The organism is Dysgonomonas sp. Shenzhen-Wh21, from assembly GCF_043392705.1.
In the GTDB taxonomy this organism is placed as follows: Bacteria; Bacteroidota; Bacteroidia; order Bacteroidales; family Dysgonomonadaceae; genus Dysgonomonas.
In genome coordinates, this window is sequence record NZ_JAIXHZ010000157.1 from 107,074 (window position 1) to 121,649 (window position 14,576).

A 14,576-nucleotide genomic window follows, 5' to 3' on the forward strand; every position below is an offset into this window, starting at 1 on the left:
TCAGTGAAACAAAAAAAGTTTATCTTTGTTATAATATTCGGATCCCAACTAAAAAACAACATAAAATTCATATGAATTACTTTAATTATAAAAGACGTCTGTCATCCGAAACCAGAATAGGGAATACTCCACTGGGCGGAAATAACCCTATCAGGGTGCAGTCGATGACAAACACCAATACGAACGATACAGAAGCAAGTGCCGAACAGGTAATAAGAATAGTAGAAGCCGGAGCCGACTATGTGCGCCTTACAGCACAGGGGGTTCGCGAAGCCGATAATCTGAAAAATATAAAAGAAGTGGTGCGTGGGCGAGGATATAATACTCCGCTCATTGCCGATATACACTTCAACCCTCGTGCAGCCGAGGCCGCAGCTAAGGTTGTAGAAAAAGTACGTATCAATCCGGGAAACTTTGTAGATAGGGTAAAAACTTTCGAAACTTTCGAATATACTGACGAAGAATATGCTCAGGAAATAGAAAAAATACGAGCTAAACTAGTTCCTTTACTCGATATCTGTAAAGAACATAAGACGGCTATCCGTATCGGGGTAAATCACGGTTCTCTCTCCGATCGTATTATGAGCCGCTATGGTGATACACCTGAAGGAATGGTAGAATCCTGTATGGAATTTTTACATATCTGCCTCGAAGAAGGATTTAAGGATATTGCCATTTCGATGAAGACATCAAACACGGTGGTCATGTCAAAGGCTGTACGCCTGCTGATTGCTCGTATGGAAAAAGAAGGTCTTAATTTTCCTTTGCATTTAGGTGTAACCGAAGCCGGAGACGGTGAAGATGGGCGCATCAAGTCGGCGGTTGGTATAGGCTCGCTCCTGTCGGATGGAATCGGAGACACGATTCGTGTGTCGTTGAGCGAAGATCCTGAGTATGAAGTACCGGTTGCCCGTAAGCTGATAGCATATATTAAGCAAAAAGAAAATCATCCTGAAATAGTAGCCACAGCAAGTGATAAGTTCTCGCCTTTTTCTACCGACAGACGTGAGACGTATGTAGTAGGAAATATTGGAGGTGATAGTGTTCCTGTTGTCATTTCAGATCGTTCGCAAGGTAATTTTGAGCTAAATAGTCATTTCTTGCCCGACTATTTATATGTAGGCAAGGAGCTTCCTATTGCTGCACCTAGGGCAATTCCTTCTATTATAGACCTTGAGGGCTGGAAAGGTGAGGAAAATACTTATCCGTTGTTTGATAAATCGAATTGGAATAAAATCAGCGAAACAAATTCGGCTATAAAATTCCTCCGCTTGTCTTATCCTGAGTTGGATAAAGATATTTTAGCGTTGTTGAAGAATGATAAGTCTATCGTTGTTATTCTTTCTACCGATCATATCAACGGAGTAGGCGAACAGCGTGCTTTTATTCACACATTGATGAATAACGATTGTGATACGCCTGTTGTTCTCAATCGTCGCTATACAGAAAATGAGTCGGAAGACATTCAGATAAAAGCCGCAGCAGACTTCGGGACATTGTATCTCGATGGATTTGGGAATGGTATTATGTTGCAGAACGAAGGAGTAATTCCTCTAAAAAATATCGATGCATATATGTTTGGTATTTTGCAGGCATCACGTGTGCGTACAAGCAAAACCGAATATATTTCTTGTCCGAGCTGTGGACGTACCTTATTTGATCTACAGACAACTGTTGCATTGGTGAAAGGGGCAACTTCGCACCTCAAACATCTTAAAATAGGTGTGATGGGATGTATTGTCAATGGTCCCGGAGAAATGGCTGATGCCGACTATGGCTATGTAGGCGCAGAGAAAGGCAAAATTTCTCTTTACAAAAAGAAGAACCTTATAGAGAAAAATATTTCTTCAGCGGAAGCTGTAGAGCGTCTTGTTCAGCTTATAAAAGAGAATGGTGATTGGGTAGAGCCCGAAAACTAAAAATTATAGAAAGAGAGCAGCAGAGGAGACATTGTTTTCCCTGCTGCTCTTTTTTTATACTATATCCTCAAATTTATACTAAAATCCCTCAATTTCTTTTATATATAAAAACAGAACATGTAAATTATGCTCTGAAAGCATCGTTATTAATTCGTTTAAATCTGAAGAAATAACTATATTTGCGCCAATAAAAAATTGCAAGATATTCGGCTATGGAATACAACTTTAAAGAAATAGAAAAACGTTGGCATCAATATTGGATTGATAATAAAACTTACAAAGTAAAAGAGGATAAAAGCAAACCTAAATATTATGTCCTTGATATGTTCCCTTATCCATCAGGAGCAGGGCTGCATGTAGGGCATCCGCTCGGATATATCGCATCCGATATATATTCTCGCTACAAGAGGCTGAAAGGTTTCAATGTTCTCCATCCAATGGGTTATGATGCTTACGGACTTCCTGCCGAACAATATGCTATACAGACAGGGCAGCATCCTGCCATTACTACAGCGCAGAATATAAACCGCTACCGTGAGCAGTTGGATAAGATTGGCTTCTCATACGATTGGAGTCGTGAAATACAGACCTGCGACCCCAGATATTATAAATGGACGCAATGGGCATTTATTCAAATGTTCAACAGCTACTATTGCTATGATGAGAACCAGGCACGTCCGATTACCGAACTGATCGCTGCTTTCGAACAAGTTGGCACAGAAGGTCTGAATATAGCTTGCAGCGAAGAATTGCAATTTAGTGCTGCCGACTGGAAGTCATATTCCGAAAAACAAAAGCAAGAAATATTGCTCAACTACCGTATAGCCTACCGCAGCGAAACAACTGTAAACTGGTGTCAGGCTTTAGGTACTGTGTTGGCTAATGATGAGGTTATAAATGGCTTGTCGGAGCGTGGAGGCTATCCTGTAGAACAACGCTTGATGCGCCAGTGGAGCTTGCGTGTGTCGGCGTATGCACAGCGTTTGCTCGAAGGTCTGGATAAAATAGACTGGAGTGATTCTATCAAAGAAACACAACGCAACTGGATTGGACGTAGCGAAGGTGCAGAAATGAAATTCAAAGTAAAAGATTCGGATGTTGAATTCGAAATCTTTACTACCCGTGCCGATACCATCTTTGGTGTTACATTTATGGTACTTGCTCCCGAAAGTGAATACGTTCCTCAGGTGACAACTGCCGAGCAAAAAGCCGAAATAGAAAAATATCTGGATGCTACAAAACGTCGCACTGAGCGTGACCGCCTGATGGATAAAAAAATATCAGGAGTATTCACCGGCTCGTATGCTATAAATCCTCTTAACGGCAAAGAAATACCGATCTGGGTTTCTGATTATGTGCTTGCCGGTTATGGTACAGGTGCAATTATGGCTGTTCCTGCACACGATAGCCGTGACTATGCTTTTGCTAAACATTTCAACTTGCCGATTATACCTTTGATTGAAGGATGTGATGTTTCGGAAGAAAGTTTTGACGCAAAAGAAGGAATCATGATGAATTCAGGATTCCTAGATGGAATGACTGTTAAGGAAGCGATTGAGAAAACAAAAGAATATGTAAGAGAAAACAAGCTAGGACGTGTAAAAGTAAATTACCGTCTTCGTGATGCTATCTTCTCCCGCCAACGTTACTGGGGAGAGCCATTCCCTGTGTATTACAAAGAGGGTCTTCCTTATATGTTGCCATTAGATAAACTACCTCTTGAGTTGCCCGAAGTAGATAAATACTTGCCTACTGAATCGGGAGAACCGCCATTAGGACGTGCTACTAAATGGGCATGGGATGAAGCCAATGAAAAAGTTGTAGATACTGCTAAGGTAGACCACAAGACAATATTCCCTCTCGAGCTGAATACAATGCCGGGATTTGCCGGTTCATCGGCGTACTATCTGCATTATATGGATCCGTACAATGATAAGGAACTGGTTTCGAAAGAGAAAAATGAATATTGGCGCAATGTTGATTTGTACATCGGTGGTACAGAGCATGCTACCGGTCACTTGATATACAGCCGTTTCTGGGATAAATTTTTATTCGACATAGGCGTTTCGTGTGAAGATGAGCCATTCAAGAAACTGATTAATCAGGGTATGATACAAGGGCGAAGCAGCTTAGTATATCGTATCAATGGAACAAATACATTTGTATCTTATAACCTGAAAGATGAATATGAAACTTCAGAAATCCATGTGGATGTAAATATTGTGCATAATGATGTGCTTGATATAGATAGATTCAAAGCATGGAGACCTGAATACGAGACTGCCGAATTTATACTTGAAGGTGGTAAGTATGTTTGCGGATGGAATATCGAAAAAATGGGTAAACGATATCACAATGTCGTAAATCCTGACGATGTAGCCGAAAAGTACGGAGCAGACACACTGCGTATGTACGAAATGTTCCTTGGGCCATTGGAGCAGTCCAAACCTTGGGATATGAATGGTATCGATGGTGTTCACCGCTTCTTACGTAAAGTGTGGAGTCTGTTCTATAAAGGTGAAGAGTTTGTTGTTACCGATGAAGAACCGACAAAAGAAGAGCTAAAATCATTGCATAAGCTTATAAAAAAGGTGTCTGCTGATATCGAGTCGTTCTCATTCAATACATCTGTTTCAGCGTTTATGATTTGTGTGAATGAATTAACTTCTTTAAGATGCAGTAAAAAAGCGATTTTACAAGAGTTGGTTACCTTGCTTGCTCCTTTTGCTCCATTCGTTTCCGAAGAGCTTTGGTCTGCATTGGGTAATACAATATCTGTTTGTGATGCAAAATGGCCTGCTTTTAATGAAGAATATCTTGCAGAAGATTCATTCAAATATGGAGTCGCTTTTAACGGTAAGGTTCGTTTCGAACTTGAGTTTTCGGCAGATGCTGTACAAGCTGATGTTGAGAAAGCGGTGTTAAGTCATGAGCTGGCTCAGAAATGGCTTGACGGAAAAACTCCGAAGAAGGTCGTCTTTGTTCCCAAGAAAATGATAAATGTCGTATTGTAATCAATAACAATCCATGCCTAAAAGATATTTAAAGGAGTTTTACTGGAAGGATTACGCAACTATATTTGTTGGACTGGCTCTTTATGCCGTAGGGCTTATTGGATTTATAAAACCCGGAGGTATCGTTACCGGAGGGTTAACAGGGATAGCCCTGCTTGTGGAATACGCTACAAATGCGAAGATTCCTTTGCAGTATACGTATTTTCTTGTAAACTGTGGATTGTTGTTTGTGGCTCTTAAAGTTCTCGGTCTTAAGTTTATGATAAAGACCATCTATGGAGTTGTTGTACTCACTTTTCTGCTTACTATTTGTCAGTCTATGATAACTGAGCCCATCGTAAAAAATGAGCCGCTTCTTTCAGGTGTTATCGGAGGGATGATGTGCGGAGTTGGGATAGGGTTGGTATTCAGTTCGAATGGTAGTACGGGAGGTACGGATATCGTTGTAGCACTTATCAATAAGTATAAAAATATAGCTTTTGGGCGAGGAATGCTTTTGTGCGACTTTGTGATAATAAGTTGTTCGTATTTTGTATTCCAGAATTATCAGACCATTATATACGGGCTCATTGTGATGGGTGTGATGACATATAGTATAGATATGGTTATCAACGGATTCCGTCAGTCGGTTCAGATACTTGTTTTCTCCGAAAAATATGAAATTATAGCCACTGCCATAAACCATGAATTGCACCGGGGCTGTACTGTTTTGGATGGTATGGGATGGTATACGAAGAAGCCAACAAAGGTTCTGATTGTCTTAGCTAAGCGCAACGAAGCTCTGGAGATATTCCGCCTGATTAAAAGTATTGATGAGAAGGCATTTATCTCACAAAGTACTGTTCGGGGTGTTTATGGAGAAGGCTTTGATAAGATAAGGACATAAAATCATGGATTTAAAAGGTAAAAATATCATTCTCACAGGCGCCTCTTCAGGAATAGGGAGAGATATGCTCGATATTTTAGCCTTATATCCGAATGTCAGAATTGTAGCTGTTGCCCGTCATGCTGACCGTATCCCTCAAAAAGAAGGAATTGTATACCCTTATGCTGCTGATGTAAGCAGTAAAGATGGAGTTGATAATGTATTCAATTATGCTCAAGAAATATTTGACGGGGGAGTTGATGTCTTTATCGCTAATGCCGGTTTTGCTTACCTCGAAAAAATAAATAACCCCGATTGGCAGCATATAGAGAATATTTTCAATCTGAACGTATTTTCCCCGATCTATTCACTCGAGAAGCTAGTAGCTGACAGTAACAATAAAAGAGTTGCATTTGCTTGTACTATATCGGGAGCAGGCTTGGTTTCTTTGCCTGCTTACTCATTGTATTGTTCTACAAAAGCCACATTGCATCATTTTGTGCAAACCTATAGGTACGAGCAGTCTGAAAACTTACAAATAACAGCAGTTTACCCTGTTGCCACCCGCACTGCATTTTTTGATAAAGCAACCGGAGAAGATAGTACGCCTTTGCCATTTCCTACACAAAACTCGCAAACTGTAGCAAAAAAAATTATCAGAGGGATCGAAAAAGGGAAGGAGAATGTTTACCCATCCTTGTTGTTTCGTTTCTTTTTTCCTATTGGAAGAGCTTTCCCTCTTTTCCTGAAAATATATTCCGGGTTGGAAAAGCGGAAGGTTGGGAAATGGTTGTAATTACAGAATTTAAATCTAATAGAGTAAATAATAATATGTCAGATATATGTAAAAATTGTAGTACTCCTGTCTCCGGAAAATATTGCTCAGCCTGTGGGCAATCAACAGCTACTGAGCGTATTAATTTTCATTATATTCTACACGAAATACAGCATAGTGTTTTTCATGTAGATAGAGGAATTTTGTATACGATAAAAGAACTCATTACGAGACCTGGTGAGTCTATTCGCGAATATTTATCGGGTAAAAGAATCACCCATTTCAAACCGTTTTCATTTATTCTTATTTTAGGAACTATATACGGATTTATATGTTTTTACCTAAAAGTATATCCTGAAAACTCATTTGCCTATCTCCAGACAGATGCTGCAGCCAATAATTACAGTCAATTGGTTTTCGATTGGATGTATGGGCATTATTCTTTTGTTATGCTGGCTTTTATTCCATTTTATGCATTAGCATCCTATATAGTATTTAAGAAGTCAGGTTACAATTTCGTGGAGTTTCTGGTTATAAACTCATATATAGTAGGAATGCAGATCCTAATTCTTATTTTGACTTATCCTATTTATTATTTCACCCTCTCCATATGGGGCGTATTACTGACTTTCTTATTTTGCTATTTATATCAATTCTGGGTATATATACAATTGTTTGGGAAGAATTCACCTATCAAGACTGTATGTAAGACGTTAGTCAGTATGGTTTTATCATTTTTGTTTGTTGTGATAGCTTCTTCTTTAGTTACATTCGCATTCATTTTTATCAACCATCGGTAGAGATATTTTAAGGGTTTAATCCTTTCTTCTTGTTTTTATAATATTCAAGGAGCTTATATCCTATAATACCAATTGTGATTCCAAATAATATACCGCAAGCAACATCGATAGGATAATGCTTGGCAAGATAGATGCGGCTATATGCGACAACTGTAGCCCAAATTATTGCCAGATAACCGTAATACTTAGAGCCGGTCTTACGGAATAATAAAAGGAAAAAAGTAGCCATCGTAAACGTTGTTGCAGAATGGGACGAGAAGAAGCTTGTACTCGAACTGTACCTTTCTATTGCATGTATAACACCTGTCCAATCTTGATTATGTATCGGACGTGGACGTTCTACCATCATCTTAATAATGTTGGTTAATAATGCACTTGCACCGATAGAAAGCAAGAAAAAGACAACGCTCGTTTTCTTCCAAATCTCTAATCTGTAATAGATAAATACAGCCATCAGAATACACATAATCACCCAGAAATGGTACGAACTGAAAAATAACATAACAGGGTCGAGCCAACCGATATGTTTACTGTTCAGATACAAAAAGAGTTCTTTATCCCATTCTATAATTTTGCGAAGCATTGGCGTATATCTTGAAAATGAACCACAAAGAAATATTATTTTACGATTAAAATGAAGAATATTTAAATCTTTTATATTTTTAGTAATTGCAAATCAATCGGTATCTGTCTGTAAATTGAATATATTGATGTAAATTTGCAACCATACATTATGGAAGGAACATTTAATATACACAGGGAGAATATAAATGAAAATGAGAAGGAGTTTGAGAATGCGTTGCGCCCTCTCACCTTCCAGAGTTTTCGTGGACAGAGTAAAGTTGTAGAAAATTTACAAGTCTTTGTGACAGCTGCAAAAATGCGCGGCGAATCGCTCGACCATACTCTGTTGCATGGCCCTCCCGGACTTGGTAAAACAACCCTGTCGAATATTATAGCCAATGAGCTTGGTGTAGGGTTTAAGATCACATCAGGACCTGTATTAGATAAGCCCGGAGACTTAGCCGGACTGCTTACTTCGTTGGAACCAAACGATGTTCTTTTCATCGATGAAATACATCGCCTATCGCCCGTTGTGGAAGAGTATCTGTATAGTGCGATGGAAGACTATCGCATCGATATAATGATAGATAAAGGGCCTAGCGCTCGTTCTGTACAGATAGAACTCAATCCGTTTACCCTTGTTGGTGCAACGACTCGTAGTGGTCTGCTTACAAGCCCTCTGCGTGCCCGTTTTGGGATAAACATGCATCTCGAATATTACGATATAGATACCCTTGTGCATATTATCTTACGATCGGCAGATATATTGAATGTACCTGCTTCGAAAGATTCTGCTATAGAAATTGCTTCACGTAGTCGTGGTACGCCCCGTATTGCGAATGCCTTGCTGCGCCGTGTGCGTGACTTTGCTCAGGTAAAAGGGTCGGGTAAGATAGACAAAGATATCGCTTCTTATGCTCTCGAAGCGTTGAATATAGATAAGTATGGATTGGATGAGATTGATAATAAAATATTACTTATCCTGATCGATAAATTCAAAGGGGGGCCGGTAGGAATTTCTACAATAGCAACCGCATTGGGAGAAGACGGAGGGACGATCGAAGAGGTATATGAGCCGTTCCTTATCAAGGAAGGTTTTATGAAACGTACTCCTCGTGGACGTGAAGTGACAGACCTTGCCTATAAACATCTGGGAAGGAAGAGAGAAAGTGAGCAAGGATTTCTATTTTAAAAGAATAAAAAATTGAACTTAGAGTTATTTATAGCCAAGCGGATCCATTTTAGTAAAGGCGAAGGAGAGAAAAAAGCGTCTTCACCTGCTATTAAAATCGCTATTGCAGGTGTTGCAATAGGATTGGCAGCTATGATTCTGGCATTGTCTATTGTTATCGGTTTTAAGAAAGAGGTGCGCAACAAGGTTGTTGGCTTCGGCTCTCATATTCAGATTACCAACCTGAATAACACCACGTCTTACGAAACATTGCCGGTAGCTGTTACTCCCGGTCTTTTAGATACATTGAGCCATGAGACGGGTATAGCACATGCGCAAATATATGCTACAAAACCGGGTATCATAAAAACAGATAGTGCATTTCAGGGGATAATTCTAAAAGGGGTAGGGAAAGACTACGATTGGGACTTCTTCAAGAAGAATATGATTGACGGTAAGATTATCAACCCTGATGATACAACAATCACCAATCAGGTTATTATCTCCAAGAATATAGCCGATAAACTTAATCTGAAGACAGGCGATAGTTTTATTTCGTATTTTGTTCAGGAACGCAGTGCCCGTAAGTTTAATATTACGGGGATATACAGTACCAATTTTGAAGATTACGACAAACTATTTGTTGTAACAGATATCCGACTTATACAAAGGCTTAATAAGTGGCAACCCGATCAGGTAAGCGGTATAGAGCTGCTCGTTAACGATTTTGACCAACTGGATCAGCTTACACAGAACATATATTTAGATATGATGACTTATCGGGATGTGGATGGTAATACATTTCTAACCCGATCTATTAAAGAGATGAACCCGATGATATTCAGTTGGCTCGATCTGTTGGATATGAATGTATGGGTAATCATGATCTTGATGTTTGCCATTTCTGTATTTACGATGATATCGGGATTGCTTATTATAATCTTGGAGCGCACCAATATGATTGGTATACTTAAAACCCTTGGTGCACGAAATTTTAATATCCGCAAAACATTTCTCTATGTGTCTTCATTCCTGATATTGAAAGGTATGTTGTGGGGAAATATTATAGCCCTAACTGTGCTGTTGCTTCAACGGTATTTTGGCTTGATAAAGCTAGATCCCAATACTTACTATGTATCCGAAATGCCGGTGGATATAAATATATTACACATTATTCTGATCAACATTGCTACCTTAACCTTGTCGGTGTTGGCTATGGTTGGGCCTTCTTATCTGATAGCAAAAATATCTCCTGCAAAATCACTTCGTTTCGAATAAGAGATTATTCGTGATGGTAAGGTTCGTTGTTTAAGATTGTCATTGCTCTATACAACTGTTCCACAAATATAAGACGTACCATCTGGTGCGAAAAAGTCATGCGTGATAAAGTTAGTTTTTCATTCGCCTTTTGATATACTGCTTCCGAGAAACCATAAGGGCCTCCAATGGCAAATATAAGCCGCTTGCTTACGGTATGTGTTTTCTTTTCTATATAGGTGGCAAATTGCATGGAGGTATATTCTTTTCCCTTGTCATCCAGCAGAACGAGATAATCTCCCGGCTGTACGTTTTTTAATATCAACTCACCTTCCTTCTCCTTTTGCTGTTCCATCGTAAGGCTTTTGGTGTTCTTTATGTCAGGTATAATTTGTATCTCGAAAGGGATATAATGTTCCAATCTTTTCTGATATTCGTTGATAGCCTCTACAAAATAGCCTGCATCGGTTTTGCCTATAGCGAGAAGAATGATTTTCATATTTTCTAGTTTTTTCATTACAAAAATAGGCAACAATTTCTTGCTGCCTATCCTGTTGTATCAAAAATAAGTTTTTCCCTTATTTCGTTGCATCAATCACACCTCTGAAATAACCTATAGATTCGGCTATTCCGGCTAAAGGGGCCTTCATATTTCGCTCGTATTCGAGGCTGCAAGCTCCTGAGTATTTTACTTCGCGAAGCATTCTCACAAAAGTAGGAATGTCTATTATACCCCGACCGATTTCACCTGTCTTTCCGGCTTTAGTTGCTGCGGTTGTATTCTTCATATGGATGTCGAACACTCTGTCGCTGTATTTTTTTAGGTCGGCAATCGGATCATGTCCTGCACGTGCATCATGACCAATGTCGAGACACATTCCGATACGAGAGTCTAGGTCTTTTACATGTTCATAGATATCAGCTGCATGCGGATATAGTTCGATGTCGGGACCATGAAGATGAATGGCATATTTGAAATCATATTCTTTTACTTTCTTGTCTACATAAGGTAGTAGTTCATGATTGGGAACACCTACGATAAGTTTTACGCCAACACGTTTGGCATAATAAAACGCTTTGTCCACTTCTTCTTTGGTCTTCATATAGATAGGACCTACAGCATAACCTGTAACATCATACTTTGCCAGTTTAGCATGGAATGCGGCAATTTCTTCGTCGGTACTATTCAGCGGAAGATGAAAATCTTTGATGCAAAGATAGTGAACATCTACCTCTTGCATCATTTTGAGGGTCTCATCCAGATTGAAATTTACAAATGTATATCCGGCTATGGCTACCTTAAATAATTCGCCATCATCTCGTTGCGTTTTCTCGGGTTCATTGGCAAAAAGAATTGTTGTGTGCGCGCACACTAAAAGTAGGAATAATCTTAGTGTTTTACTCATGGGTTACTTTTTTAGATATTTAGATTTTTATTTAAGATCATCACGGTGTACAAATATAACAATTCTCATAGAATAATATATCCTTATAGTTAAAGCTTATATCTTTATATTTTATAAAATAGAGCTTGTAATAAAAGAAGAATGGCACATTTGGATAAAGAAGATTTCAGACGAGGAGTGTATGATGTTGTGAGGATTATTCCGTATGGTCGGGCTACAAGTTATGGCGCAATCGCTAAGGCTATCGGCTATCCCAATATGTCACGTTTGGTAGGTAGGGTGATGGGAGAGTGCAATTCTGTCATTTCCGGTATTCCGGCGCATAGGGTAGTAAATAGTCAGGGTGTACTCTCAGCCAAAGAAGCATTCGGAAACTCGAACGAAATGCAGAAGCTCTTAGAAGAGGAAGGAGTTAATGTTATAAATGACCGAATCGCCAATTGGAAGAAAGTATTCTGGGATCCTACCCAAGAGTTGACTATCGAATAAATTCCTTTATAGGAATTCGCTTTCTAAGAATAAAATTATCTAATAGAGTAAGCTTTGAAGTAATAGGCAAAAAAAAATGAGGTATTTGTTTTATTGCAAAAAACTCTGTGTTACTCTTTTTACTCTGTGGTTTTTTTAAGGATGGATATGAGCGAATGCGACAACAATTTCTTTTTGTAACTGATATGTAAAATAAAAAAAAGGTAACAACAAAAAACATTTCAAAAAGTGTCACTTTTGTCACCTTTTGGCTGTAAGGTGTTGATATATAGCGTTGGTTGTTTTTTGGGTTTTGTCACTTTTTATATGAATAGTAACTAAAGAATAGAACCAAGTAAAACAATTTATATCTTTGTAAATAAACACAAATAAACGATATGAGAATAATTCCCGATTCAGAACTGATTATAAATAGTGATGGCAGTGTTTTTCACTTACATCTAAAGCCGGAACAATTATCGGGCAAAATAATAATGATGGGCGACCCCGACAGAGTGAGCCTTACCGCGTCTTTTTTTGATAGTGTAGAATGTGATATCCAAAGCCGGGAGTTCCATACGATTACCGGAACGTATAAAGGGAAGCGCATTACCGCTCTTTCGCATGGTATCGGCCCCGATAATATAGATATTGTAATTACAGAATTGGATGCGTTGGCTAATGTTGATTTCAAGACACGTGAAGTAAAGAAAGACTTCAAACAGCTCACAATGGTGCGTGTAGGAACATCAGGAGGATTGCAGCCTCATTGCCCAATTGGTTCGTATGTGGTTGCTGCAAAGTCGATCGGTTTCGACGGAGTACTCAACTATTATGCAAATCGTGATAAAGTGACATTGGCTGACTTTGAGGATACCTTTAAGAAACATGTTGGCTGGAATCCCCAGCACTGCGCTCCGTATGTTGTAAAGGCCGATGAGGAATTGGTAGAACGCATAGGACATGACATGATAAAAGGTGTTACCATATCTGCCATTGGCTTTTATGGGCCACAGGGGCGATATGTACGCATGCCATTGGCTAATCCTGATCTCAATAGTAAAATAGAGTCATTCAGGTTTGGGGAAGATTCGATTACCAACTACGAGATGGAAAGCGCACCGTTGGCAGGAATGAGCCGGTTGATGGGGCATAAGGCCATGACTGTATGCACAATAATAGCCAATCGTTTGGCAGGAGAATCAAACTCAAACTACAAGGGTTCGATAGAAGATTTAATAAAGAAGGTATTGGAGCGTATTTAATGAAGACAAAGACAAAAAAGAGGCTCAAGCGGATGTTTTGGGTATTATCAATCGGACTGATTTTATCAGTTTTAGCAATCCTTTTTGCTAATTGGAAAATCCCTCACGATTCCAAAGGTTTTGTATATGATGAGGTAGATAGCATACCCCCTCAGAAAGCGGCGTTGGTTTTGGGTGCTGCTAAGAATATAGGCAATCGTCCCAATTTATACTTCACTTACCGCATTCAGGCTGCGAAAGAATTATATGATGCCGGTAAGGTGCAGGTCTTTGTTGTAAGCGGAGACAATAGCCGCAAAGATTATAATGAGGCAGACGATATGCGTGCCGCTCTTGTCGAAGCCGGCGTGCCCGACAGTATTATACATTGCGATTATGCGGGCTTGCGTACGCTCGATTCGGTGGTGAGGATGAATGAAATATTTGGTCAGGATTCGTTTATTGTCGTGTCGCAAGAGTTTCATAACGAACGGGCTGTGTTTTTGGCTCAGAATTACGGGCTGACAGCCTATGGATATAATGCAAAAGATTTGTCACTTAACCGCTCGTCATACAGAACAAAAATAAGGGAGTTATTTGCAAGGGTCAAAGTCTTTGTGGATATCGCTACAGGCAAAGAGCCAAAGTATCTGGGAGAAAAGATTAAAATCTGAAATCTTTTAAGAATTACGATGTTGCTGATATTAGATGGAAACACTAATTTTGTCGCTTCTTTAAATAAGGTTAATTTAAACAATAATAAATTATATTAATGAAAAAACTCTTATTCGTGCTCTCTCTATGTGTAGCATGTACCCTTGTGTATGCTCAGGACTCAAATAGTGAACTGTTAAAAAAATTAGTGGAGAAAAATATATTGACTCAAAGTGAAGCCGACTCGATACGAGGAAATGCACCAGCTAAAAGTGCATTGGGAAACGGGACTACCGAAAAAATCAGGCAGGCTTTTAATACTCCATACATGCGTTTCGGAGGATATGGATTATTCATGTACAGATATAGCGATGTAGCGAATGTTAAGCATGACTTTGAGCCGAGAGTAATATTCTTATCGATGCGTGGCGAACTCACC

13 protein-coding genes and 1 pseudogene are annotated in these 14,576 nt (G+C 39.2%); 11 read left to right on the top strand and 3 right to left on the bottom strand.

Going from position 1 to position 14,576, the window contains the following annotated elements; genetic code table 11:
* Positions 1-71: 71 nt before the first annotated feature.
* The 5 genes from LDB17_RS11135 to LDB17_RS11155 all read left to right on the top strand — a co-directional run bounded on the left by LDB17_RS11135 (position 72) and on the right by LDB17_RS11155 (position 7,373).
* The gene (locus LDB17_RS11135) at positions 72-1,919 is read left to right on the top strand and encodes a 4-hydroxy-3-methylbut-2-en-1-yl diphosphate synthase (RefSeq protein ID WP_252637115.1); all 1,848 of its coding nucleotides are present in this window, start codon (positions 72-74) and stop codon (positions 1,917-1,919) included.
* A gap of 212 nt (positions 1,920-2,131) precedes the next feature.
* On the top strand, positions 2,132-4,933 hold the full coding sequence (leuS, locus tag LDB17_RS11140) for a leucine--tRNA ligase (RefSeq protein WP_252637116.1): 2,802 nt from the start codon (positions 2,132-2,134) through the stop codon (positions 4,931-4,933).
* Positions 4,934-4,946: 13 nt separating this feature from the next.
* Positions 4,947-5,819, top strand: coding sequence for a YitT family protein (locus tag LDB17_RS11145; RefSeq protein WP_135106681.1), 873 nt, complete (start codon positions 4,947-4,949; stop codon positions 5,817-5,819).
* Positions 5,820-5,823: 4 nt separating this feature from the next.
* On the top strand, positions 5,824-6,594 hold the full coding sequence (locus LDB17_RS11150) for an SDR family oxidoreductase (RefSeq protein ID WP_252637118.1): 771 nt from the start codon (positions 5,824-5,826) through the stop codon (positions 6,592-6,594).
* A gap of 35 nt (positions 6,595-6,629) precedes the next feature.
* Positions 6,630-7,373, top strand: a complete 744-nt coding sequence (locus LDB17_RS11155) for a DUF3667 domain-containing protein (RefSeq protein ID WP_252637120.1) — start codon at positions 6,630-6,632, stop codon at positions 7,371-7,373.
* Between the two features lie 7 nt (positions 7,374-7,380).
* Here the strand turns inward: LDB17_RS11155 and LDB17_RS11160 are convergent, their stop codons facing one another.
* On the bottom strand, positions 7,381-7,956 hold the full coding sequence (locus LDB17_RS11160) for a phosphatase PAP2 family protein (RefSeq protein ID WP_252637122.1): 576 nt from the start codon (positions 7,954-7,956) through the stop codon (positions 7,381-7,383).
* A gap of 150 nt (positions 7,957-8,106) precedes the next feature.
* Between LDB17_RS11160 and ruvB the strand changes: the two genes are divergently transcribed.
* Together ruvB and LDB17_RS11170 are read left to right on the top strand one after the other, a co-directional pair.
* Positions 8,107-9,129, top strand: a complete 1,023-nt coding sequence (gene ruvB / locus LDB17_RS11165; RefSeq protein WP_135106689.1) for a Holliday junction branch migration DNA helicase RuvB — start codon at positions 8,107-8,109, stop codon at positions 9,127-9,129.
* Positions 9,130-9,141: 12 nt separating this feature from the next.
* Positions 9,142-10,386, top strand: coding sequence for an FtsX-like permease family protein (locus tag LDB17_RS11170; protein WP_252637124.1), 1,245 nt, complete (start codon positions 9,142-9,144; stop codon positions 10,384-10,386).
* A gap of 4 nt (positions 10,387-10,390) precedes the next feature.
* Here the strand turns inward: LDB17_RS11170 and rlmH are convergent, their stop codons facing one another.
* Together rlmH and LDB17_RS11180 are read right to left on the bottom strand one after the other, a co-directional pair.
* The gene (gene rlmH, locus LDB17_RS11175; RefSeq protein WP_252637126.1) at positions 10,391-10,864 is read right to left on the bottom strand and encodes a 23S rRNA (pseudouridine(1915)-N(3))-methyltransferase RlmH; all 474 of its coding nucleotides are present in this window, start codon (positions 10,862-10,864) and stop codon (positions 10,391-10,393) included.
* A gap of 79 nt (positions 10,865-10,943) precedes the next feature.
* Entirely contained in the window at positions 10,944-11,771 is an 828-nt protein-coding gene (locus tag LDB17_RS11180; protein WP_252637128.1) for a sugar phosphate isomerase/epimerase, read from the bottom strand.
* Positions 11,772-11,912: 141 nt separating this feature from the next.
* Here LDB17_RS11180 and LDB17_RS11185 point away from each other — a divergent pair, with 141 nt between their 5' ends.
* The 4 genes and pseudogenes from LDB17_RS11185 to LDB17_RS11200 form a co-directional block, all read left to right on the top strand.
* Positions 11,913-12,260, top strand: coding sequence for an MGMT family protein (locus tag LDB17_RS11185; protein WP_252637131.1), 348 nt, complete (start codon positions 11,913-11,915; stop codon positions 12,258-12,260).
* 377 nt (positions 12,261-12,637) lie between these two features.
* The gene (locus tag LDB17_RS11190; RefSeq protein ID WP_252637133.1) at positions 12,638-13,504 is read left to right on the top strand and encodes a nucleoside phosphorylase; all 867 of its coding nucleotides are present in this window, start codon (positions 12,638-12,640) and stop codon (positions 13,502-13,504) included.
* On the top strand, positions 13,504-14,157 hold the full coding sequence (locus tag LDB17_RS11195) for a vancomycin high temperature exclusion protein (protein WP_252637135.1): 654 nt from the start codon (positions 13,504-13,506) through the stop codon (positions 14,155-14,157). The genes LDB17_RS11190 and LDB17_RS11195 overlap by 1 nt, the downstream gene beginning before the upstream one ends.
* A gap of 98 nt (positions 14,158-14,255) precedes the next feature.
* Positions 14,256-14,576, top strand: a pseudogene (locus LDB17_RS11200) (hypothetical protein); the annotation flags it as partial.

Bases quoted from the DNA above. Each gene is read 5' to 3' on its own strand.
- LDB17_RS11155 (WP_252637120.1), top strand. From the start codon at position 6,630: ATGTCAGATATATGTAAAAATTGTAGTACTCCTGTCTCCGGAAAATAT.
- LDB17_RS11185 (WP_252637131.1), top strand. From the start codon at position 11,913: ATGGCACATTTGGATAAAGAAGATTTCAGACGAGGAGTGTATGATGTT.
- rlmH (WP_252637126.1), bottom strand. From the start codon at position 10,864: ATGAAAATCATTCTTCTCGCTATAGGCAAAACCGATGCAGGCTATTTT.
- LDB17_RS11180 (WP_252637128.1), bottom strand. From the start codon at position 11,771: ATGAGTAAAACACTAAGATTATTCCTACTTTTAGTGTGCGCGCACACA.
- LDB17_RS11145 (WP_135106681.1), top strand. From the start codon at position 4,947: ATGCCTAAAAGATATTTAAAGGAGTTTTACTGGAAGGATTACGCAACT.
- LDB17_RS11135 (WP_252637115.1), top strand. From the start codon at position 72: ATGAATTACTTTAATTATAAAAGACGTCTGTCATCCGAAACCAGAATA.
- LDB17_RS11160 (WP_252637122.1), bottom strand. From the start codon at position 7,956: ATGCTTCGCAAAATTATAGAATGGGATAAAGAACTCTTTTTGTATCTG.
- LDB17_RS11150 (WP_252637118.1), top strand. From the start codon at position 5,824: ATGGATTTAAAAGGTAAAAATATCATTCTCACAGGCGCCTCTTCAGGA.
- LDB17_RS11195 (WP_252637135.1), top strand. From the start codon at position 13,504: ATGAAGACAAAGACAAAAAAGAGGCTCAAGCGGATGTTTTGGGTATTA.
- ruvB (WP_135106689.1), top strand. From the start codon at position 8,107: ATGGAAGGAACATTTAATATACACAGGGAGAATATAAATGAAAATGAG.
- leuS (WP_252637116.1), top strand. From the start codon at position 2,132: ATGGAATACAACTTTAAAGAAATAGAAAAACGTTGGCATCAATATTGG.
- LDB17_RS11190 (WP_252637133.1), top strand. From the start codon at position 12,638: ATGAGAATAATTCCCGATTCAGAACTGATTATAAATAGTGATGGCAGT.